The 22,582-nt window shown below is 67.5% G+C and carries 22 protein-coding genes; 6 read left to right on the plus strand and 16 right to left on the minus strand.

Annotated elements, in window-relative coordinates; genetic code table 11:
- Window positions 1–36 precede the first annotated feature (36 nt).
- A complete protein-coding gene (gene ilvN, locus JOF57_RS15635; protein ID WP_209917910.1) occupies window positions 37–549 on the minus strand; it encodes an acetolactate synthase small subunit in 513 nt (170 codons plus the stop codon).
- On the minus strand, window positions 549–2,411 hold the full coding sequence (locus tag JOF57_RS15640; protein ID WP_209917912.1) for an acetolactate synthase large subunit: 1,863 nt from the start codon (window positions 2,409–2,411) through the stop codon (window positions 549–551). Before JOF57_RS15640 ends, ilvN begins: the two co-directional genes overlap by 1 nt.
- Window positions 2,412–2,687: 276 nt before the next feature.
- Here JOF57_RS15640 and JOF57_RS15645 point away from each other — a divergent pair, with 276 nt between their 5' ends.
- Window positions 2,688–3,119, plus strand: coding sequence for a PH domain-containing protein (locus JOF57_RS15645; RefSeq protein WP_209917915.1), 432 nt, complete (start codon window positions 2,688–2,690; stop codon window positions 3,117–3,119).
- Between the two features lie 14 nt (window positions 3,120–3,133).
- On the opposite strand, the gene JOF57_RS15650 is transcribed toward JOF57_RS15645, so the two are convergent.
- Window positions 3,134–3,976, minus strand: coding sequence for a DoxX family protein (locus JOF57_RS15650; protein WP_209917917.1), 843 nt, complete (start codon window positions 3,974–3,976; stop codon window positions 3,134–3,136).
- Between the two features lie 134 nt (window positions 3,977–4,110).
- Here JOF57_RS15650 and JOF57_RS15655 point away from each other — a divergent pair, with 134 nt between their 5' ends.
- The gene (locus JOF57_RS15655; RefSeq protein WP_209917919.1) at window positions 4,111–5,232 is read left to right on the plus strand and encodes a PQQ-dependent sugar dehydrogenase; all 1,122 of its coding nucleotides are present in this window, start codon (window positions 4,111–4,113) and stop codon (window positions 5,230–5,232) included.
- Window positions 5,233–5,340: 108 nt separating this feature from the next.
- Window positions 5,341–5,964, plus strand: a complete 624-nt coding sequence (locus JOF57_RS15660; protein WP_209917921.1) for a TetR/AcrR family transcriptional regulator — start codon at window positions 5,341–5,343, stop codon at window positions 5,962–5,964.
- Window positions 5,965–5,978: 14 nt separating this feature from the next.
- On the opposite strand, the gene gatB is transcribed toward JOF57_RS15660, so the two are convergent.
- The 4 genes from gatB to gatC are packed head-to-tail and all read right to left on the minus strand — an operon-like array spanning window position 5,979 to window position 10,418.
- The gene (gatB, locus tag JOF57_RS15665; RefSeq protein WP_209917923.1) at window positions 5,979–7,490 is read right to left on the minus strand and encodes an Asp-tRNA(Asn)/Glu-tRNA(Gln) amidotransferase subunit GatB; all 1,512 of its coding nucleotides are present in this window, start codon (window positions 7,488–7,490) and stop codon (window positions 5,979–5,981) included.
- A 55-nt stretch (window positions 7,491–7,545) separates the two neighbouring features.
- Entirely contained in the window at window positions 7,546–8,577 is a 1,032-nt protein-coding gene (locus JOF57_RS15670) for an ATP-dependent 6-phosphofructokinase (RefSeq protein ID WP_209917925.1), read from the minus strand.
- A gap of 54 nt (window positions 8,578–8,631) precedes the next feature.
- Window positions 8,632–10,113, minus strand: coding sequence for an Asp-tRNA(Asn)/Glu-tRNA(Gln) amidotransferase subunit GatA (gatA, locus tag JOF57_RS15675; RefSeq protein WP_209917928.1), 1,482 nt, complete (start codon window positions 10,111–10,113; stop codon window positions 8,632–8,634).
- Between the two features lie 5 nt (window positions 10,114–10,118).
- Entirely contained in the window at window positions 10,119–10,418 is a 300-nt protein-coding gene (gene gatC / locus JOF57_RS15680) for an Asp-tRNA(Asn)/Glu-tRNA(Gln) amidotransferase subunit GatC (RefSeq protein WP_209917930.1), read from the minus strand.
- Window positions 10,419–10,551: 133 nt separating this feature from the next.
- Between gatC and JOF57_RS15685 the strand changes: the two genes are divergently transcribed.
- On the plus strand, window positions 10,552–11,217 hold the full coding sequence (locus JOF57_RS15685) for an ACT domain-containing protein (RefSeq protein ID WP_209917931.1): 666 nt from the start codon (window positions 10,552–10,554) through the stop codon (window positions 11,215–11,217).
- A gap of 16 nt (window positions 11,218–11,233) precedes the next feature.
- Here the strand turns inward: JOF57_RS15685 and ligA are convergent, their stop codons facing one another.
- Window positions 11,234–13,327, minus strand: coding sequence for an NAD-dependent DNA ligase LigA (gene ligA, locus JOF57_RS15690; RefSeq protein WP_209917934.1), 2,094 nt, complete (start codon window positions 13,325–13,327; stop codon window positions 11,234–11,236).
- Window positions 13,328–13,378: 51 nt separating this feature from the next.
- Between ligA and JOF57_RS15695 the strand changes: the two genes are divergently transcribed.
- The gene (locus tag JOF57_RS15695; protein ID WP_209917936.1) at window positions 13,379–13,780 is read left to right on the plus strand and encodes an MmcQ/YjbR family DNA-binding protein; all 402 of its coding nucleotides are present in this window, start codon (window positions 13,379–13,381) and stop codon (window positions 13,778–13,780) included.
- Between the two features lie 12 nt (window positions 13,781–13,792).
- A complete protein-coding gene (locus JOF57_RS15700; RefSeq protein ID WP_209917938.1) occupies window positions 13,793–15,367 on the plus strand; it encodes a 4-coumarate--CoA ligase family protein in 1,575 nt (524 codons plus the stop codon).
- 72 nt (window positions 15,368–15,439) lie between these two features.
- Here JOF57_RS15700 and JOF57_RS15705 read toward each other — a convergent pair whose 3' ends face one another.
- From JOF57_RS15705 to JOF57_RS15740, 8 genes are all read right to left on the minus strand, one after another.
- The gene (locus JOF57_RS15705) at window positions 15,440–16,450 is read right to left on the minus strand and encodes a uroporphyrinogen decarboxylase/cobalamine-independent methonine synthase family protein (RefSeq protein ID WP_209917940.1); all 1,011 of its coding nucleotides are present in this window, start codon (window positions 16,448–16,450) and stop codon (window positions 15,440–15,442) included.
- 10 nt (window positions 16,451–16,460) lie between these two features.
- Window positions 16,461–17,531, minus strand: a complete 1,071-nt coding sequence (gene mnmA / locus JOF57_RS15710; protein WP_209917942.1) for a tRNA 2-thiouridine(34) synthase MnmA — start codon at window positions 17,529–17,531, stop codon at window positions 16,461–16,463.
- On the minus strand, window positions 17,528–18,742 hold the full coding sequence (locus JOF57_RS15715; RefSeq protein WP_209917944.1) for a cysteine desulfurase family protein: 1,215 nt from the start codon (window positions 18,740–18,742) through the stop codon (window positions 17,528–17,530). Before JOF57_RS15715 ends, mnmA begins: the two co-directional genes overlap by 4 nt.
- Window positions 18,743–18,789: 47 nt before the next feature.
- A complete protein-coding gene (locus JOF57_RS15720) occupies window positions 18,790–19,632 on the minus strand; it encodes a lysophospholipid acyltransferase family protein (RefSeq protein ID WP_209917946.1) in 843 nt (280 codons plus the stop codon).
- Window positions 19,629–20,504, minus strand: a complete 876-nt coding sequence (locus JOF57_RS15725) for a GNAT family N-acetyltransferase (protein ID WP_209917948.1) — start codon at window positions 20,502–20,504, stop codon at window positions 19,629–19,631. The genes JOF57_RS15720 and JOF57_RS15725 overlap by 4 nt, the downstream gene beginning before the upstream one ends.
- An 88-nt stretch (window positions 20,505–20,592) precedes the next feature.
- A complete protein-coding gene (locus JOF57_RS15730) occupies window positions 20,593–21,252 on the minus strand; it encodes a nitroreductase (protein ID WP_209917950.1) in 660 nt (219 codons plus the stop codon).
- On the minus strand, window positions 21,252–21,662 hold the full coding sequence (locus JOF57_RS15735; protein ID WP_209917952.1) for a cupin domain-containing protein: 411 nt from the start codon (window positions 21,660–21,662) through the stop codon (window positions 21,252–21,254). Before JOF57_RS15735 ends, JOF57_RS15730 begins: the two co-directional genes overlap by 1 nt.
- A 1-nt stretch (window position 21,663) precedes the next feature.
- Entirely contained in the window at window positions 21,664–22,407 is a 744-nt protein-coding gene (locus tag JOF57_RS15740; RefSeq protein ID WP_209917954.1) for an SDR family oxidoreductase, read from the minus strand.
- Between the last annotated feature and the right edge of the window lie 175 nt (window positions 22,408–22,582).

The following is a 22,582-nucleotide window of genomic DNA, read 5'->3' on the forward strand; positions in this document are numbered from 1 at the left end:
TCTAGCTCTACAACCGACTAACGCTACTTGACGTGCTTACTTCACTGCGCTGATACCACGCGGTCCGCGCGAGACCGAGACCATGCCCGATTGTGCGATCTCACGGATACCGTAGGGCTCCAGGACCCGCAGCAGGGCCTCCAGCTTCTCCGCGGTGCCCGTCGCCTCCACCGTCAGGGACTCGGTCGAAACGTCAACGACCTTGGCGCGGAACAGGTTCACCGCTTCGATGACCTGGCCGCGGTTGGTCGCATCGGCCCGCACCTTGATCAGGGCGAGTTCACGGGAGACCGAGCTGTCGTCCTCCTGCTCGACGATCTTGATCACGTTGACCAGCTTGTTGAGCTGCTTGGTGATCTGCTCCAGCGGCGATTCCTCGACGCTGACGACGATCGTCATCCGCGACATGTGCTTCTGTTCGGTGGCACCCACCGCCAGGGACTGGATGTTGTAGCCACGACGGGAGAACAGCGTGGCCACCCGGGCGAGCACGCCGGGCTTGTCCTCGACCAGCACCGACAGGGTGTGGGTGGGGGTGGTGTTGCTCATCAGGCATGCCCCTCGTCGTCGTTCTCGTCGAACAGCGGCCGGATATCCCGGGCTGCCATGATCTCGTCGTTGCTGGTCCCGGCGGCGACCATCGGCCACACCTGCGCGTCAGCACCGACGATGAAGTCGATGACCACCGGGCGGTCGTTGATGGCGCGGGCCTGGTTGATGACGTCCTCGACGTCCTCGGCCCGCTCACAGCGGAGCCCGACGCAACCCAGCGCCTCGGCCAGCTTGACGAAGTCCGGAATCCGGCGTGAGTGCGTGGCCAGGTCGGTCTGGCTGTAACGCTGGCCGTAGAACAGCGTCTGCCACTGCCGCACCATGCCGAGGTTGCCGTTGTTGATCAACGCCACCTTGATCGGCGCACCCTCGATGGCGCACGTGGCCAGCTCCTGGTTGGTCATCTGGAAGCAGCCGTCGCCGTCGATGGCCCACACCTCGGCGTCGGGGCGAGCAAACTTGGCGCCCATGGCCGCCGGGACGGAGAAGCCCATGGTGCCGAGGCCACCGGAGTTCAGCCAGGTCTTCGGGTTCTCGTACTTGACGAACTGCGCGGCCCACATCTGGTGCTGGCCCACACCGGCGACGTAGATCGCCTCGGGTCCGGCGATCTGGCCCAACTTCTCGATGACGTACTCGGGGCTCAGGCTGCCATCGCTCTGCGGACCGTAGCTCAGCGGGTAGGTCGTCTTGAGGCCGGACAGGTACTCCCACCAGCCGTCCAGTTTCAGTGCGGCACTGGTGGTTCCGTCGCGGCGCAGCACCTCGATCAGGTCGGTGATGACGGCCTTCACGTCACCCACGATCGGCACGTCGGCGTGCCGGTTCTTGCCGATCTCGGCGGGGTCGATGTCGGCGTGGATCACCTTGGCGTCCGGCGCGAAGGAGTCGAGCTGGCCGGTCACGCGGTCATCGAAGCGCGTGCCCAGGGCGATCAGCAGATCGCTCTTCTGCAATGCACCCACGGCGGCCACGGTGCCGTGCATGCCCGGCATCCCCATGTGCTGGGGATGACTGTCGGGGAACGCACCACGGGCCATCAGCGTGGTGACGACCGGGATACCGGTCAGCTCGGCCAGCTCGAGCAGTTCGGCACTGGCCTCGCCACGGATGACACCACCACCGACGTAGAGGACCGGCTTGTGTGCCGCGGCGATCAGCTTGGCCGCCTCGCGCACCTGACGGCTGTGCGGTTTGGTGTTCGGCTTGTAGCCGGGCAGGTCCATCTGCGGCGGCCAGGAGAAGGTGCACTGGCCCTGCAGGATGTCCTTGGGGACGTCGACGAGCACCGCGCCCGGGCGCCCCGAGCTGGCGATGTAGAACGCCTCGGCCATCACCTGGGCGATGTCGTCACCGTTGCGCACCAGGAAGTTGTGCTTGGTGATCGGCATGGTCATGCCGGTGATATCGGCTTCCTGGAAGGCGTCGGTGCCGATCAGGGCGCGACCCACCTGCCCGGTGATGGCCACCACGGGGATGGAGTCCATCTGGGCGTCGGCCAGCGGGGTGATCAGGTTGGTCGCGCCGGGGCCCGACGTCGCCATCATCACGCCGACCTTCCCGGTGGCATGCGCATAGCCGCTGGCGGCGTGACCGGCGCCCTGCTCATGGCGGACCAGCACGTGCCGCACCTTCTGCGAGTCGAACAGCGGATCGTAGACCGGCAGCACGGCGCCACCGGGGATGCCGAAGACGACGTCGACGCCGAGCTCTTCCAGCGACCGGACGACCGCCTGGGCGCCGGTGAGCTGCTGCGGTGCAACCCGATTGGGCTGTCCCGAATCTGATGTCGCGTTGGCTGCGCCGTTGGCAGCCACGGTTCCCGACCGGCCTGGCGGTCGCGTTGTCGGTGCGCTCACGATGTCCTCTTCACGGTCTGCGTCACATTCCTCTTCAGGAACTTCAATTTTTCATTGATTCCGGCGCGCTTGTGGGCAAATAAAAAACCCCCGTCAGCCGGTAGCTGTACGAGGGTGGCGCGTCGATGCGGTGTGCTAAGCCCGGCAGGGGGCCAGCGCGACATCAACGCGCCAACCAATTACTACGAGCGATCCGGGGGTGTGCATAGCACCTGACGGTAGCTGCCGTACAGGTTAAAGGTCAAATTGGTTCGGGCTGGGGTGGGACGCCAGGTGATGCCGGCGAGGCGGCCGCGTGGGTGGTGCAAGGATGAACACGTGAGCGCTCGATCGGCAACCGCCCCTGTCGTCATCCGGATATCGCCCATGTCGCACCTGGCAGTCGGATTCCTGACGCTCGGCCTGCTGACGTTGGTCCTGAGCAATCCGATCTGGTTCTCGGTACTGCTGGTGATCCCGATTGCGTTGTCGACGGTCGTCATCCGGTACCGCACCACCGCCGATGCCGACAGCGTCACCGCGCGGTCACTGACCAGCAGCCGCACGGTGTCGTGGGCCGATATCAAGGGACTGCGATTCGGCCGGTCGTCGTGGGCGATTGCGGATGTGAACGACGGGACCGAACTGCGTCTGCCCGCCGTGACGTTTGCAACGCTGCCGTTGCTCACCGAGGTGAGTGGCGGCCGCGTACCGAATCCGTACGCCTGACGCGTTTCGCGCGATCAGCCGAGTGGGTTGCCGCCGTTGAGCAGCACCCAGATGGCGATGCCGCCGGCCACGCCGAGCACCAGGGCCACGAAGGATCCGACGAAGGGGCGCCGGGCCCAGCCGCGGCCGGCGTCGAATCCGTAGCGACCCGGCCCGGTCAGGATGATCGCGGCCGCGGCGGCGACGACGATCAACCGGTATTCGGTGCCGTCGGTGATCACTTCTGACAGGCGAGCCTGTTCGTGCGCCGCCATCGCCGTGGCCAGCACCCCGTTGATCAGGTAGGCCAGCGCACCGGCCGCCGCAATGGGGGTGAACAACCCCAGGACCAGCAGCACGCCGGCGGCAATCTGCCCCCCGGTGGCCGCGTAGGTCAGGATGTCGGCGTTCTTGAAGCCCATGTCGCTCAGCGATGAGTTGAATCCGTCGAGCCCTGGGCCGCCCCACCAGCCGAAGGCCTTCTGCAGGCCGTGGATGATCATCAGTCCGCCGAGCGCCACGCGCAGGATCAGCAGCCCGAGGTCCTGGGTGCCGCGTCGACCGGCCGCCCGGACGCGGTCATCACTGAACTCGTCGCGTTCGATCTCGGCCGGTTCGGCCGAGAAGGGGCCCATCGGCGGGGGCCCGCCGGCTTGCACGTACGGCAGTGGCTCCGGGTCGGAGACCAGGCTGAACGCCGACTGGTCGCCCGATTTCGCGTCGTAGCGAGGGATCGCGGTGGTCTCGAAGTCGCCGCCATAGGTTTCCGACGGCAGGTCGTCTTCCGGATCGACCAGGCTGGCCCCGGCCGGCCTAACGGAATCGTCCGAGTAACCCGGTCGTTGCCAGGCTTGGGGGTCCTGTGAGTGGCTGGTCACAGCTGCCAGGGTAAGTGCAAGTCCGGTCCGATCCGGGTATTTACCCCGGCGCTTCCCCCTGGTACCGGCCTGCTACGGGCCGACGCGCGGTCCCGACGTGGCGCGTACTGCCGGGCGATCCGTAATCTGGCGGCATGAAATCGCGCCGGCGGATGACGGGGGTGGCCGCCGTTCTGTGTGCCGCGATGCTTGTCGGGTCGGGCTGTGCCCGATTCGACGCGGCCCAGTCCGAACCTTTCACCACAGAGCCCAAGATGGCACCGGGGCCGACCACGACGCCGCCACCACCGCCACCGCTGCCGGCCAAACCGTTCCCCAAGGAATGCAAGGCAACGGGTGTGATGCAGGGCTGCCTGGACAGCACCAGCGGATTGATCATGCTGCCCGACAGCCAGTCCGCCCTGGTCGCCGAACGGCTCACGGGCGCGGTCAAGCAGGTGTCTGTGAAGGCCGAACCGAAGGTCAAAGTGATGATCCCGGTGGATCCGTCCGGCGACGGCGGCCTGATGGACATCGTGTTGTCGCCGACCTACGGTCAGGACCGGCTGATGTACGCCTACGTCAGCACACCGACCGACAACCGGGTGATCCGCATCGCCGACGGCGACGTACCGAAGCCGATCCTGACCGGCATTCCCAAGGGCGCTACCGGCAATACCGGGTCGCTGACGTTCACCAGCAAGACCACTTTGTTGGTACAGACGGGCGATGCGGGTGATCCGGCGCTGGCCGCCGATCCCGGCTCGCTGGCCGGCAAGGTACTGCGCATCGAGCAGCCGACCACGATCAACCAGGCCCCGGTCACCACGGCACTGAGTGGTCTGGGTGCCGGCGGAGGCATGTGCATCGATTCATCGGACGGCTCGCTCTACGTCACCGACCGCACTCCGAGCGCCGACCGGATGCAGCGGATCACCAAGGACTCGAAGGTCTCCACGGTGTGGACGTGGCCGGACCGGCCCGGCGTCGCCGGCTGCGCCGCACTGGAGGGCACGGTGTTGGTCAACCTGGTCAATTCCAAGAAGACCGTCGCAGTGCGACTGGCGCCCGATACGGGCGCGGTCACCGGAGACCCGGAGGTGGTCCGCGAGAACGTGCGCGGGCATGCGTGGGCGTTGCAGCTCTCCCCCGACGGCAACGTGTGGGGGGCGACGGTGAACCGGACGACCGGAGACGCCGAAATTTTCGACGACGTCGTCTTCCCGCTCTTCCCGCAGGGTGGCGGCTTCCCGCGTACCAACGCCGACAACACCTGAGGCACAACGTATTTCAATATGAATCTGTTCGCGCAGATCCTTTGGACTTGAATGCATCGCCTCTCGCGTGCCCTCAGGTCACCGCCGCGATGACGTAGCATCACCCGAGTGCCTGACCGCCAGCGCCGCAGATACGCACCGCGGCTACCGCGTCAAGAACGCCGCGAGCAACTGCTTGATGCAGCATTGACAGTGCTCCGCGACTGCCCCCTGCACGAGCTGACGGTGGAGGCCGTCGCCGAGGCCGCCGGAGTCGGCAAACCTGTCCTCTACACCGCGTTCCGGACCCGCACCGAACTGGTGACCGCGTTGCTCATCCGCGAGCATCAGAATGGAATGCACCAGGTCCTGACCGCACTGCCCAAGAATCACTCGGTAACCGGACCCGCAGACGCCTACACCGCAACCGTCACCGGTTTCCTGCGCTGCGTGCTGGAAAACCCGGCGCGCTGGCAACTCATCCTCACGGTGCCCGACGGTGCTCCGCGGGACATCCACGCGGCGGCCCACAACGCCCGCAGCGAGATCCTCACGCAGGTCGAGCACATGGCGAAAACAAGCATGGCGGCGGATCCCCGGCTTTCCGCACTGGATGCCGAGCTTCTCGGCCACACCTTGCTGTCGTTCGCCGAGATGCTCGGCCGCCTGGCCGTGCACGACCCGGCCAGCTACCCGCGCGACCGGCTCGAGCAATACGCCACTGCGGCGATGACGATATTCGCCGGGCCGTGAGCTGACCGGCGCGGTTACCCGCTCTGGCCGCAGGCGGCCAGCACCAACTCGCGAACCCGTGCCGCGTCAGCCGAGCCTTTGGTCGCCTTCATCACCGCACCGACGATCGCTCCGGCGGCCTGGATCTTGCCGCCGCGGATCTTGTCCGCGACATCGGGGTTGGCGGCCAGCGCCTCGTCCACAGCAGCCTGGATCACCGAGTCGTCGCGCACGAGCGCGAGACCGCGGTCGGTCATCACCTGCTCGGGCTCGCCCTCGCCGGCCAGCACTCCCTCGATGACCTGGCGAGCCAGCTTGTTGGACAGCTTGCCCTCGTCGACGAGCTTGACCACAGCGGCCACCTGGGCCGGGGTGATCGCCAATGCCTCGAGCTCGACCTCGGACTCATTCGCCTTCTGTACCAGGAAGTTGCCCCACCACGCGCGGGCAGCCTCGCTGGGGGCGCCGTGGGAGACGGTGGCGGCCACCAACTCCACTGCGCCGGCGTTGACCAGATCACGCATCACCTCGTCGGAGATGCCCCAATCCTGCTGAATCCGCTTGCGCGCCAACCATGGCAGCTCAGGGATCGTCTCGCGCAGCCGTTCGACCAACTCAGCACTGGGTGCAACCGGCTCAAGGTCGGGCTCGGGAAAGTACCGGTAGTCCTCCGCGGTCTCCTTGCTGCGGCCGGGTGACGTATAGCCGTCCTCGTGGAAATGCCGCGTCTCCTGGGTGACCGTGCCACCGGAATTGAGAACTGCTGCCTGACGGCGCATTTCGTATCGGACCGCCACCTCGACACTCTTGAGTGAGTTCACGTTCTTGGTCTCGGTGCGGGTGCCGAATTCGGTGGCCCCAACCGGCATGAGGGACAGGTTCGAGTCACACCGCATCGATCCCTGGTCCATCCGCACATCCGATACACCCAAGCCGCGCAGCAGGTCTCGCAGTGCGGTCACATACGCGCGGGCGATCTCCGGTGCGCGTGCCCCGGTCCCCTCGATGGGCCTGGTGACGATCTCGACGAGCGGAACGCCGGCACGGTTGAAATCAGCGAGCGAGGTCGTGGCACCCGCGATGCGACCGGTATCGCTGCCCAGGTGGGTCAGCTTGCCGGTGTCCTCCTCCATGTGCGCGCGCTCGATCTCCACGCGGAAGGTGGTGCCATCGTCGAGCGGCACGTCCAGGTAACCGTCGACCGCGATCGGCTCGTCGTACTGCGAGATCTGGTAGTTCTTCGGCTGATCGGGGTAGAAGTAGTTCTTCCGGGCGAACCGGCCCCACGGCGCGATGTCGCAGTTGAGCGCCAGGCCGATGCGGATCGCCGACTCGACCGCCGACTCATTGAGCACCGGCAGTGAACCGGGCAGCCCCAGACACACCGGACAGACGAGCGTGTTGGGCTCGGCTCCGAACTGGTTGGCGCAGCCGCAGAACATCTTGGTGGCCGTAGACAGCTCGACGTGCACCTCCATACCCATCACGGGCTCATAGGCGGCGATGACGTCGTCATAGTCAACGAGTTCAGCGGTAGCGACAGACATGCCGTCGATCCTAGTTGGGCCCCGGCTGCACCTTCCCGGCGAGCGGGGAAAGGGACTAGCCGAAGAACTCGGCGGCGTCGTCGTAGCGGGACTGCGGCACCAGTTTGAGCTGGCGCGTCGCATCGGCCAGCGACACCCGGCCGATGTCCTGCCCCTGCAACGACACCATCATCCCGAACTCCCCGGCATGCGCGGCATCGGCCGCATTCACCCCGAACCGGGTGGCCAGTACCCGGTCATACGCCGTCGGGGTACCGCCGCGCTGGACGTGGCCGAGGACCGTGACGCGCACATCCTTTTTGATCCGCTTCTCCACCTCGAGCGCCAACTGCTGTGCCACACCGGTGAATTTCTCGTGCCCGAACTCGTCCATGCCTCCCTGGCGCAGTTGCATGGTGCCCTCGGCCGGCTTCGCCCCCTCGGCCACCACGCAGATGAAGTGTGACGATCCGTGCTGGAACCGCTTCTTGACCAGCCGGCACACTTCCTCGACGTCAAAGGGCTGCTCGGGAATCAGCGTCATGTGCGCTCCCGAGGCCAGCCCGGCGTTCAGCGCGATCCAGCCGGCATGGCGGCCCATCACCTCGACCAGCATGACGCGTTGGTGCGATTCGGCGGTGCTGTGCAGCCGGTCGATGGCCTCGGTCGCCACCTGCAGCGCCGTGTCGTGGCCGAAAGTCACGTCCGTGCAGTCAATGTCGTTGTCGATGGTCTTGGGCACCCCGACCACCGGCACGTTCTCCTCGGACAACCAGTGCGCGGCGGTCAATGTCCCTTCACCGCCGATCGGGATCAACACGTCGATCCCGTTGTCTTCGAGGGTCTGCTTGATCTGGTCCAGCCCGGCCCGCAGCTTGTCGGGGTTGACCCGCGCGGTGCCCAACATGGTTCCGCCCTTGGCCAGCAGGCGGTCATTGCGATCGTCGTTGGCCAGTTGGATACGGCGATCCTCCAACAGGCCGCGCCAGCCGTCGAGAAATCCGACCACCGACGAGTCGTAACGCTGGTCGCAGGTACGCACCACCGCCCGGATCACCGCGTTCAGGCCAGGACAGTCACCGCCGCCGGTGAGAACTCCGATGCGCATGCGCACCATCTTGCCCCGCCCGACACAACCGCGCCGGGCATCAGGGCCTGCCGCCTACAACGCGCTGGGCAGCGGACCGCGGGCAGCCTCGTAGGCGGCGCCGACGCGATACAGCCGGTCGTCGGCCAGGGCCGGCGCCATGATCTGCAGACCGACCGGCAGGCCGTCATCGGGCGAGAGACCCGACGGCACCGACATACCGCAGTGTCCGGCCAGGTTCAACGGCAGCGTGCACAGATCGAACAGATACATGGCCAGCGGATCGTCGACCTTCTCCCCCAGGCGGAACGCCGTCGTCGGGGTCGCCGGGGACACCAGCACGTCCACGTTCTGGTAGGCCTGGTCCAGGTCGCGGGCGATCAGCGTCCGGACCTTCTGCGCCTGGTTGTAGTAGGCGTCGTAGTAGCCCGCCGACAACGCGTAGGTGCCGATCATGATCCGGCGCTTGACCTCCGGACCGAATCCGGCGGCCCGGGTCAACGCCATGACCTCCTCGGCGCTGTGCGTGCCGTCATCGCCGACCCGCAGCCCGAAGCGCATCGCATCGAATCGCGCCAGGTTGCTCGACACCTCCGACGGCAGGATCAGGTAGTAGGCGTCCATCGCGTGGTCGAAGTGCGGGCAGTCGACCTCGGTGACCTCAGCGCCGAGCGCGGTCAGCTGGGCGACTGCGGCATTGAACGACTCCAGCACTCCGGGCTGGTAACCCTCGCCGCGTAGCTGCTTGACGACGCCGACGCGCACGCCCTTGAGATCGCCTGTCGCACCGGTCCGGGCAGCACCGACCACATCGGGTACCGGGGCATCGACGGAGGTGGAGTCGCGCGGATCGTGGCCGGCGATCACCTGGTGCAGCAGCGCGGTGTCCAGCACGGTGCGGGCACACGGGCCGCCCTGGTCCAGCGAGGACGCACAGGCGATCAGGCCGTAGCGCGAGACGGTGCCGTAGGTCGGCTTGACGCCGACGGTCGCGGTGAGCGCGGCAGGCTGGCGGATCGACCCGCCGGTGTCGGTGCCGATGGCCAGCGGGGCCTGGTAGGCGGCAAGGGCCGCAGCGCTACCGCCGCCCGATCCGCCGGGCACCCGCTCGGTGTTCCACGGGTTGCGGGTCGGGCCGTATGCCGAATTCTCGGTCGACGATCCCATTGCGAATTCGTCCATGTTGGTCTTGCCGAGGATCGGGATTCCCGCGGCGCGCAGCCGCGCGGTCACCGCCGCGTCGTACGGCGCGCGCCACCCTTCCAGGATCTTGGATCCCGCGGTGGTCGGCATGTCGGTGGCGGTGAAGACGTCCTTGAGCGCCAGCGGCACCCCGGCCAGCGGCGACGGCAGCGTCTCTCCGGCAGCCACGGCGGCGTCGATCCGGGCCGCGGTCTCCAGCGCGGAATCCGCCGCCACGTGCAGGAACGCGTTGAAGCGCTCGTCGGTCCCGGCGATCTGGTCCAGGTGCGCCTGGGTCACCTCGGTCGAGGAGACCTCCTTCGCCGCAATCTGGGCACCCAGGGTCGCCGCATCGCGACGGATCAGCTCACTCATGCTCGTCATTCACCCTCTCCGAGAATCCGCGGCACGGCGAAGCGCCCGTCTTCGGCGCGCGGCGCGGCGGCCAGCGCTTCCGCCTGCGTCAGCGACGTCTTGACCACGTCAGGCCGGCTGACGTTGACGTCCTTGAGGGGGTTGTCCGTCGCCTCCACACCGGTGACGTCGACGGACTGGATCTGGCTGACGTGGCCGAGGATGGCATCCAGCTGGCCGGCGAAACTGTCCAGTTCGTCATCGGTCAGGGCCAGACGCGCCAGGCGCGCCAGATGGGCAACCTCGTCTCGGGAGATCTTCGACACGACAAAGCAGCCTAGTCAAGCGACCAAATCGGGTTTCGGCGGGCAGGAGCGCAGCGACTCGGGGATCGATCCAGCCGCGGCGGTGCCCGGGCCGGTTACCGACATGCTCCACTGCGCGCCCTGTGCAAAGGTTATGTACGTGCCTTCGTATCTGCTGCGGGTCCAGCTAGAGGACCGACCAGGCAGCCTCGGCTCGCTCGCCGTGGCTCTGGGCTCGGTCGGCGCCGACATCCTGTCGCTCGACGTCGTCGAGCGCGGAGCCGGCTATGCGATCGACGATCTGGTCGTCGACCTGCCGCTGGGCTCTATGCCGGACACCTTGATCACGGCCGCCGAGAACCTCTCGGGCGTCTACGTCGACAGCATCCGTCCCCACATCGGGTTGCTCGAGGCGCATCGCGAACTCGAATTGATCGACCATGTCGCGGCCGCCGGCTCCAGGGCCCGACGGTTGCAGGTGCTCGCCGAAGAAGCCCCACGGGTTCTGCGGGTCGGCTGGTGCGTCGTGGTGCGGTCGACCGCAACCGGCGTGGAACGCATCGCCGGGAGTCACGGCGCGCCCGAGACCCAGGCACAGTCGGCGCCGTGGTTGCCGTTGCAGCAGGCCACCGAGCTCGACGGGACCCAGGATTGGGTGCCGCAGGTGTGGCGCGACATGGACACCACGCTGGCCGCCGCGCCCTTGCGCGACCAGGACACCGCAGTCGTGCTGGGCCGTCCCGGCGGTCCCGGATTCCGGCCCTCGGAGGTGGCCCGGTTGGGTTACCTGGCCGGGATCGTCGCCACGATCCTGCGCTGAGGTACGGGCCCCGCGACTAGCCCTCGTCGGTTGTCGCCTCGTCGGGCGCCGATTGCGGGCCGTCAGCGAGCAACGTCCGGAACCCGTCCTCGTCAAGGATCGGCACCCCCAGTTCGACGGCTTTGTCGTACTTGGATCCGGGTGCGTCCCCGGCCACCACGTAGGCGGTCTTCTTCGACACCGAACTGGCGGCCTTGCCGCCGCGGCTGATGATGGCCTCCTTGGCCTGGTCGCGGGAGAACCCGGGCAGTGACCCGGTGACCACGATCGACAGCCCTTCCAGCGTGCGCTCGATGCTCGCGTCGCGCTCGTCGGCCATCCGGACCCCGGCGGCGCGCCACTTGTCCACGATGTCGCGGTGCCAATCGACGGTGAACCAGTCGATGACCGCAGCGGCGATCGTCGGGCCTACCCCCTCGACCGCGGCGAGCTGTTCCTCGGAGGCAGCGACGATGGCGTCCAGGCTCGCGAACTCGGTGGCCAGCGCCCGTGCCGCGGTGGGACCGACATGACGGATCGACAAGGCCACCAGCACCCGCCACAGCGGCTGGGCCTTGGCCTTGTCCAGGTTGGCCAGCAGAAGCTGCCCGTTCTTCGAGAGCTCACCCTTCTTGGTGGTGAAGAGGTCGGTGCGCAGCAACTGGTCGGCGGTCAAAGTGAATAGATCACCCTCGTCGGCGATCACCCCGGCCTGTAGCAGCGCGGTGGCCGCCTCATAGCCGAGCCCCTCGATGTCGAAGGCGCCGCGGCCGGCGACGTGAAACACCCTCTCCCGCAACTGCGCCGGGCAGCTGCGGGTATTCGGGCAGCGGATGTCGGCGTCGCCCTCTTTGGCCGGCGCCAACTTGGTGCCGCATTCAGGGCAGTTGGTTGGCATGACGAATGCACGCTCGGACCCGTCGCGCAGGTCGGCCACCGGGCCGAGCACCTCGGGGATCACGTCTCCGGCCTTGCGGATCACCACGGTGTCGCCGATCAGCACCCCCTTGCGCACTACTTCGGCGGCGTTGTGCAGGGTCGCCAGGCTGACGGTCGAGCCCGCCACCTTCACCGGCTCCATGTAGGCGAACGGGGTGACCCGACCGGTCCGCCCCACACTCACCCGGATATCGAGCAGCTTGGTGGTGGCCTCTTCCGGCGGGTATTTGTAGGCCACCGCCCAGCGCGGGGCGCGTGAGGTCGCGCCGAGCCGACGCTGCAACGCCACTTCGTCGACCTTGACCACCAGACCGTCGATCTCATGTTCGACGTCATGGCGGTGCTCGCCCCAGTACGCGATGCGTTCGGCGACTGCGGCCACGCCGGAAACCTTTGCGGTGTGCGCGGATACCGGCAGGCCCCACGCACCCAGCGCCCGGTAGGCGTCATGCAATGAGGCCGGGGTGAAGCCCTCCGAATAGCCGAGCCCATGGCAGATCATCCGCAACCGGCGGCGGGCAGTGACCGCCGGATTCTTCTGCCGCAGTGAGCCCGCCGCGCTGTTGCGCGGGTTGGCAAACGGCGGCTTGCCCTCGGCCACCAACCCGGCGTTGAGGTCCTCGAAATCGGCGAGCCGGAAGAACACCTCGCCGCGCACCTCCAGTACCGCGGGCACCGGAAACTCCTCCGACTCGGTGAGTCGGTCGGGGATGTCGGTGATGGTGCGGGCGTTGAGGGTGACATCTTCACCGCTGCGTCCGTCGCCGCGGGTGGCGCCGCGGACCAGCCGTCCGTTGCGGTACACGAGCGACAGCGCGACACCGTCGATCTTGAGCTCGCACAGATAGTGCGCGGCATCGCCGGTCTCCACGCTGATCCGGGCCGCCCAGGCGGACAGCTCCTCGGAATCGAACACGTTGTCCAGGGACAGCATCCGTTCCAGGTGCTCGGCGGGAGCGAATTCGGTGGCGAACCCGGCGCCGCCGACGAGTTGTGTCGGGGAATCGGGGGTCCGCAGCTCGGGATGCTCGTCCTCCAGCCCCTGCAACTGCCGCAGCAGCACGTCGAAATCGGCATCGGAGATGACCGGCGCGTCCTTGACGTAGTACCGGAACTGATGCCCCCGCACCTCTTCCGCGAGTTCCTGCCAACGTCGTCGCAGGTCAGCGTCTTCAGTGTCGTTCGAGGTCACCCTCGCAGGCTAGTCGAGGCCAGGGACACACCACCCCACTAACCTAGGGGCATGCCGCACCCGATCATGTTCAGCGATGACGATTTGGGCCTGGCCGAGCTCCGCACCGTTGCGTTGGGATTTCCCGAGGCCTTCGAGAAGGTCTCGTGGGGCCGGCCGGTGTTCTGCTCGCCGAAGATGTTCGCCATGTACGGCGGCAACGTCAAACCCGAGAGCCGCGGGGAGATGGTGCCGTATCCGCATTCTCTGCTGATCAAGGTCGACGAGAGCGACCGCCGGGCACTCGAACAGGACAGTCGCTTCTTCTTCCCGGCGTACATGGGCCCCTTCGGCTGGCTCGGTCTGGATTTCACTGCGGCGAAGGTGGATTGGGTCGAGGTCCGCGAACTTGTCGACGCCTCGTTCCGCCTGGTCGCAGCGCGCCGGCTCATCAAACAACTCGACGAAAACTGATCGGAAGCAGCCATGAGTTTTGCCAGCCCCTTTCCCGACGTCGACCTGCCGACCGTCAGCGTCTACGACTACCTGTTCGCCGACCTGTCGGCGGCCGATGCCGGCCGGATCGCCCTGGTGGACGCCAAGTCCGGTACCGAGACCACCTACGGCGACCTGGTGAGCCGGATCGACGCATTCGCCGGCGGGCTGGCGGCCCGCGGGATCGGTGTCGGTGACGTCGTGGCACTGCTGTCCCCCAACAGTTCGGGTTTCGCGATCGCGTTCCACGGGATCCTGCGCGCGGGCGCCACCGCCACCACGGTCAACGCACTGTTCACCGCACAAGACATCACCAAGCAGCTCAAGGATTCGAAAGCGCGCCTACTGGTCACGGTCAGCGCGCTGCTACCGCAGGCCCTGGAGGGAGCGGCAGCGGCCGGGCTCACCGAGGGCCAGGTGGTGGTGCTCGACGGTGCCGGTCTCGGCGCCGACGGCCCGGCACCCGAGGTGAGCTTCGATCCGATCACGCATCTGGCCGCGCTCCCGTACAGCTCGGGCACCACGGCCAACCCCAAGGGCGTCATGCTCACCCACGCCAACCTGACCGCCAACGTGGCTCAGATCCGCCCGCTGCAGGGCCTGACCTCCGATGACCGGCTATTGGCCGTGCTGCCGTTCTTCCACATCTACGGCATGACGGTGCTGCTCAACGCCGCCCTGCACGCCCGGGCCCGACTGGTCATCATGCCGTCGTTCGATCTCGGCGACTTCCTGGGCAACATCGCAAACCACCGGTGCACCTTCGTCTACATCGCGCCGCCGGTCGCTGTCGCCCTGGCCAAGCATCCACTGGTCGATTCCTACGACCTGTCCTCACTGCGCGCGGTGTTGTCCGGCGCGGCCTCGCTCGATGCCGACCTCGGTCGCGCTGTGGCAGATCGATTGAACTGCACGGTGTCTCAGGGCTACGGCATGAGCGAGCTGAGTCCCGTCAGCCACATCACCCCGCACGACGGCGGACTGGAATCCGTCGGCACAGTCGCACCGTTGGCCTCGTGCGGCTGGACCGTCCCCAACGGCGTGAGCAAGCTCGTCGACCCCGATACCGGCAATGAAATCGGGATCCCGGCAGAGGGTTTGAGCGAAACCGGGGAACTGTGGTTCAAGGGACCCAACGTGATGGCCGGCTACCTCAACAATGACGCGGCCACCCGGGAGACCATCGACGCCGACGGCTACCTGCACACCGGAGATCTGGCCCAGGTCGATTCCAACGGCTGCGTCTACGTCGTCGACCGGCTGAAGGAACTCATCAAATACAAGGGCTACCAGGTGCCGCCGGCCGAACTGGAGGCCGCGCTGCTGGGCCACCCCGCCATCGCCGATGCCGCGGTGATCGGGGTACAGGACAGCGAATCCGGCGAGGAAGTGCCGAAAGCCTTTGTGGTCAAACAGCCTTCAGCCGAGTTGAGCGCCGAGGAAGTGATGGCGTTCGTGGCCGGCCTGGTCGCTCCCTACAAGAAGGTGCGCCAGGTCGAATTCGTCGACGCGATCCCCAAGTCGTCGGCCGGCAAGATCCTGCGCCGAGAACTGCGCAATCCCTAGCCACTTCGTCACGCTGGAGTGACACCCGGCCCCGACCGCCACTCCAGCGTGACAATGGGCGGGCGAGACGGCCTAGATGGCGTCGGGATCTTCGACGAAGGCGTCGGCGGCCTTCTGCGTGAGTTCCACCGCGGTACGCGCCCACTGCGCGGTGGCTCCGGCCAGCCCACATGCCGGCGTGATGCCGATGCGGTCGCTCAGGACAGCCCGGGCGAACCCGAGACGGTCCGTCAGCGCCACCGCTGCCTTGGCGACCTCTTCTACCGACGGCTTGCCCTCTGGCGCCGTCGCGGGCACCACACCGAGCAATACGGTCCGTCCCGAATCGACGAACTCCCCGATTCCGTCCAGATCCGCAGGCGTCAAGGTCGAAACGTCAACCGAAATCGCATGGACAGCGCTGCGCAACAACGCCTTCCACGGCAGGTCGGACGCACAGCTGTGCAGCGCAACCTCGGAGCCTGCCGCCGCCACGCACGCGTCGAGCAGATTCATCGCCAACGGCTCGTCCACCGCATGCACCGGGGTGAAACTGGTGATTCCGGACAGTCGCCCCGCCAACGCAGCGGACAGCGACGGCTCGTCGAGTTGCACCACTACCGGGGTTTCCAGCCGGCGGGCCACCTCGGCCCGATGGATCGCCAAGCCCTCGGCAAGCGAGGCCGAAAGGTCGCGCAGCGCACCGTGATCGGTGATGGCGCGATGCCCGTTGGACAGTTCCAGATGGGCGGCCAGCGTGATCGGGCCGGGCGCCTGCACCTTGACGGCACGTCCGCTGCCCCGCAGCCCGGCGCGCTCCCAGGCTTCCTCCAGCGCGTCGATGTCCTCGCCGAGCAGGCTCACCGCCCGCCGCAGCGCAGCGCTGCGACCCGGGGCCATGCGGTACCCGCGCGGCACCGTGTCGATCCCGATGTCGACCAGTAGCGCCCCGGCCCGGCCGATGAGGTCGGCGCCGATCCCGCGGGCCGGCAGCTCCACGAGGTGCGACAGGGTGTGGAGTTCACCGACGACGACTTCCGCGGCCGCCCGCGGCTCGGTCCCCGGCCACGATCCGATCCCCGTGGCCGCCGCGAAAACACTCATCCGAAAACGCTCACGCGCGGGCGATGGTCGCGCTGGCGATGACCTCGTCGCCCTCGGCGTCGGGACGGTACAGCACCATGGTCTGGCCGGGTGCGACGCCGCGCAGCGGTGCCCGCAGGGACACCACCAGCCTGCCGTCGCGCAGCTCGGCCACCACGTCGGTGATGCCGCCGTGTGCGCGCACCTGGATCTGGCATTCCACCGGCCCGTCAAGCGCAACCCCGCTGGTGAACACCGGCTTTTCGCCTATCAGCGCAGACACCTCGAGGTCCTCGGCAGATCCGACCCGTACCGTGCCCGTATCGGCGTCGATCCCGGTGACATAGCGTGGCCGGCCATCGGCACCCGGTCCGGGAATGCCCAGACCCTTGCGCTGCCCGATCGTGAAACCGTGCACGCCTTCGTGTTCGGCGAGCACTGCGCCGTCGTTGTCGAGCACAGCTCCGGGCCGGATACCGATGCGGGCGCCCAGGAATGCCTGGGTGTCCCCCGACGGGATGAAGCAGATGTCATGGCTGTCAGGCTTTTTCGCGACGGCCAGGCCCCGCTCGGCGGCCTCGGCCCGAATCTGCGGCTTGGGCGTGTCACCGATCGGGAAGATCGCATGCGAGAGCTGTTCGGCAGTGAGCACCGCGAGCACGTACGACTGATCCTTGTCGGCATCGACCGCGCGACGCAGCCGACCGTCTTCCAGCCGCGCGTAGTGGCCGGTGGCCACCGCATCGAAACCGAGTGCGAGCGCCCGGGCGGCCAGCGCGGAGAACTTGATCCGCTCGTTGCACCGAACGCACGGGTTCGGGGTCTCGCCGCGGGCGTAGGACTCGACGAAGTCGTCGATCACATCTTCCTTGAAGCGGTCGGCGAAATCCCATACGTAGAACGGGATGTCGAGGATGTCGGCCACCCGGCGGGCATCGCCCGCGTCCTCCTTGGAGCAGCACCCCCGCGAACCGGTGCGCAACGTCCCCGGCGCCGATGACAGCGCCATGTGCACGCCGACGACGTCGTGACCGGCGTCGACCATCCGGGCGGCAGCCACCGAGGAATCCACGCCGCCGCTCATCGCGACCAGGACCCTCATGAGAATGTCCTACCCGCGCTGGCCAGCGCCGCCTGCCGGGCCCGCTCGACCGCGGCGGGCAGCACCTCCAGCACGGCATCGACGTCAGCGTCGGCGCTGGTGTGCCCCAACGAGAATCGCAGTGACCCCCGCGCGGTGACCGGGTCGGCCCCCATCGCGATCAGGACATGCGACGGCTGCGCCACACCGGCCGTACACGCCGAGCCGGTGGAGCATTCGACACCCTTGGCATCGAGCAGCATCAGAAGCGAATCACCTTCGCAGCCACGGAAAGTGAAGTGCGTGTTGGCCGGTAGCCGGCCGGTTCCCCGGGGCCCGTTGAGGGAGGTGTCTTCGATGGTCGACATCACACGGTCGATCAGCCTGTCCCGCAAAGCCTGTACTCGGCTGCTGTGCTCGGCGAGCCCCCCGATGGCCACGTCGGCCGCCGCGGCCATCGCCACGACGCCCGCCACATCCGGGGTTCCCGAACGCACATCGCGCTCCTGACCACCACCGTGCAGCAGAGGCACACAGGCGGTGTCACGACGCAGCACCAGCGCGCCGACGCCCATCGGACCGCCGAACTTGTGCGCGGCGACGCTCATCGCCGACAGCCCGGTCGCGGCGAAATCGACAGGGACCTGACCGACGGCCTGGATGGCGTCGCTGTGCATCGGAATGTCGAACTCGGCCGCGATCGAAGCCAGCTCGGCGATCGGCATGATCGAGCCGACCTCGTTGTTGGCCCACATGATGGTGATCAGCGCCACGTCGGCGGATCCGCCCTCATCCTCCAGCACCGAACGCAGGGACTCGGGTGCGACGACACCTTCTGCGTCGACCGGCAGCCAGGTCACCTCGGCGCCCTCGTGGTCGACCAACCACTGCACGGCGTCGAGAACCGCGTGATGCTCGACGGCAGTGGTGATGATCCGGCGTCTCTTCGGCTCGACATCCCGGCGGGCCCAGTAGATGCCCTTGACGGCGAGGTTGTCGCTCTCGGTGCCACCGGCGGTGAAGATCACTTCCGAGGGACGGCAGCCCAGCAGGCGGGCCAGGGTCTCGCGGGCCTCCTCCATCCGGCGACGGGCGAGGCGCCCCGAACCGTGCAGCGAGGAGGCATTGCCCACGTTGGCCAGCGCAGCCGTCATCGCCTCAATGGCGGCGGGGTGCATCGGGGTGGTGGCGGCGTGATCGAGATAGACCGGCCTGCCCGCGGAGGAGCTCATAACGTCTCCAGGATAGCCGCTGGCAGGCGACCCTCCTTCCAGCCGCCTCAGGCCGCCAGAATGTGCGCGGAAGCTTCAGGAAGCTCCTGGTGGCCCCGCACCACTGCTTCGCAGCGTCCGGCCAGTGCCCGGCGGTCGTCTCCGGGCAGCTGCAGCGACCCGACGTGGACATGGCACACGGTGCGACGTGCTGTGATGACCCGACGCACGGACCGCAACAGGGTGTCGTCCCCCACGAAGGCCGGAATCGTCGACGGTCGACCGTCGCGGTGGCGGTAGACCAGCCGCAGCGGCTGCACCGGCCGGCCCGCGTCGATCGCGGCCTGGAACATCGCCGGCCGGAACGGGCCGTAGGCCAGTCCGCACCAGGTGGTGCCCTCCGGGAATGCCACCACGGTGTGCCCGGCGCGCAGCCGTGCGGCCACGGTGTGCACCACGGCGGGCAACCGGCGCAGGCTGCCCCGGTCGATCGGGATCACCTTCATCACGCGGGCCAGTCGACCCAACGCGGGCCATTCCACCAGATCGGCACGGGCCACGAAGGAGCCTGGCAACACTGCCCCGATCGTGAAGATGTCCAGCCACGACACGTGACCGCTGACCACGAGTACGCCCTTCAGATTGCGGATGGGTCCACCCGACAAGGCGATTCGAACCCCGAAGCAGCGCAACATCAACCGGCAGTAGAACCGCTGCACGTGCGTGCGGCCCGGTATCGGCACCGCCAGCAGCGGCACTCCGGGCGCCAACAGCACAGCGATCACCACCCGAACCGTGGTGCGGATCCAGACCACGAAGCGGCGACCGGCGTCGGCGCTGCCGGCGTGAACGCAACTGCCGTCGCACGATGCCCTGGGCAGCCAGGAATGCTCCCGCGTGGCGGTGGTCATGACGCGTCTCCGGCTATCCCGTCGACCATGTCGGCGGCAGCCGAGACCGAACGCAGGCGCTTGAGGTAGCGGACGTCCGCGTTGCGTTTGTCCAGCAGGGCCGGGAAATCTCCCACCCCGAAGCCGGGGTCGTGGGCAGGTTCTCCGCACACCTGCGCACCGAGGCGCAGATAGCCGCGCATCAGTGGCGGCACCGTGGTCCGCGACGGTGGGTCGATGTCGTCGAGCGTTCGGCCATCCAGCACCACCGGCCGGTACGGGAACACCGTGTGCTCCGCGGGTGCCGCGTGGCGGCGCCGCACGAAGTCACGGACCCCGCGGATCTGGGTTCCCGGTGGGCCGTCCGCATTGCCTGCGACCGGCACCGATACGCAGCCCGTCACGTAGTCGTACCCGGCGCGCTCGAGGTAGGCCAGGATTCCCGCCCACATGAGGAGTACGACGGCGCCGTTGCGGTGATCGTTTCGCACCACCGCACGGCCCATCTCGACCAGCGAGGGCCTCAGCGCATCCAGACCGCGCACGTCGAACTCGGTGGCGGTGTACAGCCCGCCCGCAGCAATGGCGCCGGGCGGCGGCAGCATCCGGTAGCAACCCACCAGCTCACCGGTGCGGTCCTCCCGTACCAGCAGGTGGTCACAGTGCTCGTCGAACCTGTCGGCGTCACGTCCGTCGATCGCCTCGGGCAGGGTGAATCCGGGTTCCGAGGTGAACACGTCGTGCCGGAGCCGCTGGGCGGCTTCGATGAGTTCGTGGTCGGCGGCCCGCGCACGTGAGGCGCGAAACGGATGAAGCAGGAGGGTGTAGCGGGGCGCATCGGGCGCCGCGCTGTCGGTGTGATCAGCGGCGATGAGTACAGATGTAGTGCTCATGGTCAGAACGGTCGCCCAGTCGGGTCTCCAATCGGCATCGCCCGCATGACGTGTCCGTGAGCGCCAGGTGACGTTTTGTGCTGCCGGCTCACGCGCCGAGGAACACCACGTTCTCACTGATCGGATTGCGTGGTGTGTCCAGGTTGTTGGCGGGGAAATCCGGGTCGGCATAGCCGATGGACATCCCGCACAGGACCGTCAGATCGTCGGGGATGCCGAGTTGTTCACGCAAGACGTCCGGATAGAACGAGATCGACACCTGCACGCAACTGCCGATACCCCGTTCGTTCAACGCCAGCAGCAGGGTCTGCAGAAACATCCCGACCCCCATCGCATCGACGTTGGTGAAATCGCGATGCATGCAGACCACCCCGGCGACGGGCGCGTGGAAGAATTCCCAGTTGCGGAGCTGGGCCGCCCATCGTCCCTCGGCGTCGTCGCGGGCGATCCCCATGGCTCCGTAGACCAGGGCCCCGCTTTCCTTGCGCAGGTGGGCGAACTGCGGCGGCAGTCCCGCCGAGCCTATCGCCGGCGGTGCGGCCTCGACCGCGGCGAGCAGCGCGTCGACCAATCGGACGCGCCGCTCACCGGTGGCGAAGAACACGTGCCAGGGCTGGGTGTTGGAGTTCGACGGCGCCCGGATCGCCAGTGCGAGTGCCTCTTCGAGCAGTTCTTGCGGAACAGTTTTGTCCGGCAAGAACTTCCGCGACGACCGCCGCGACCGGACGACGTCTCCGAACTCGGCCATCAGCGCACTCGCCGGTCCTTACGGGCCTCCAGTTCGTCATCCTCGACGATGACAAGCATCGGTTGACCGGGCACGCACAGCATGTTGACGAGGAAACGCAGCGCAACATCGTCGCGGTTGTTGGCGTCCGAGTAGTGGATGATGTCGCCACCCGGCTCCCAGAAGGCCTCTCCGGCCTTGACCACCCGCGGAGCCTCGCCCTCCAACTCGAAGAGCATCTCGCCCTCGAGCACGTAGCCGAAGGCGGGTCCGGCGGGATGCCGGTGCGGAGGTGCCCCTGGTGAGCCGGCCGGCCACTCGATGATCGTCGTCATCACCTCGGCGTTCGGCGGGATGAACGGCGGCGTCACGCAATCGATCACGGTCATCGCATCATGAAGCGCCTGCTCGCGCTCAGCCGAAACAGGCATGTCAGCGAACCGCAATCCAGTCGGCCCAACGGGTTTCACCGAGGATCCCGTCATCGCCGGTCACCAGGCTGTCCTCGTCGACGGCAGTGCCGAAATAGGTTGCCTGTGGATCGACCACGACCGGCTTGTCGTCACCCTGCTTGGCGAGCACCGCGCGGGCCATGTCGGCGAACGAGAACTTGTCGGGCCCACCGATGTTGACGATCCCATTGAGCGGCGCGGCCTGCGCCACCTTGGCCACCTCGGCGGCGACGTCGTCGACCGAGATCAGCTGGATCCGCGCGTCGGGGACCCGGATCTCGTCGCCGACCACCAGTGACCCGGTGATGGCCTCGGCGAATTCCTGGAACTGCGTGGCCCGCACGATTGTGTACGGCAGCCCGGAATCGGTGATGTTCTTCTCCTGGGCCACCTTGGCCCGCATGTAGCCGCTGTCCGGCAGGCCGTCGGTGCCCACGATCGACAGGGCGACGTAGTGCCCGACACCGGTCTCCTTCGCAGCGGCCGCCAGATTCCGTGAGGACGTGGCGAAGAAGTCCATCACGGGACCGTCCTCGAACGAGGGCGAGTTGACCACGTCGACGAGCGCGTCGGCGCCGGTGAGCGCCTCAACCAGCCCCTCACCGGTGAGAACGTTGGCGCCTGATGACAGGGAGGCAGCTACCACGTCGTGACCGGCCTCGGTGAGCAACCTCACCACCCGCGAGCCGATCTGCCCGCTGGCACCTATGACTGTGATCTTCATTGTGCGAATCCCTTCCTCTGGCGTGCTGACAGGACCAACACTGGCACCGCGTGCCGAGATCCAAACCCTGGAAAGTCCGTAGTCGGACCGCCGCTTTCTCACGCGAGAGTGGCTCTCGGGGTCGAGCGTCCCTCCAGCGTGGCACTCGGCGAGCGTCGTGTGAACCCGTTCGCCC

The organism is Mycolicibacterium lutetiense (genome assembly GCF_017876775.1).
Lineage (GTDB): Bacteria > Actinomycetota > Actinomycetes > Mycobacteriales > Mycobacteriaceae > Mycobacterium > Mycobacterium lutetiense.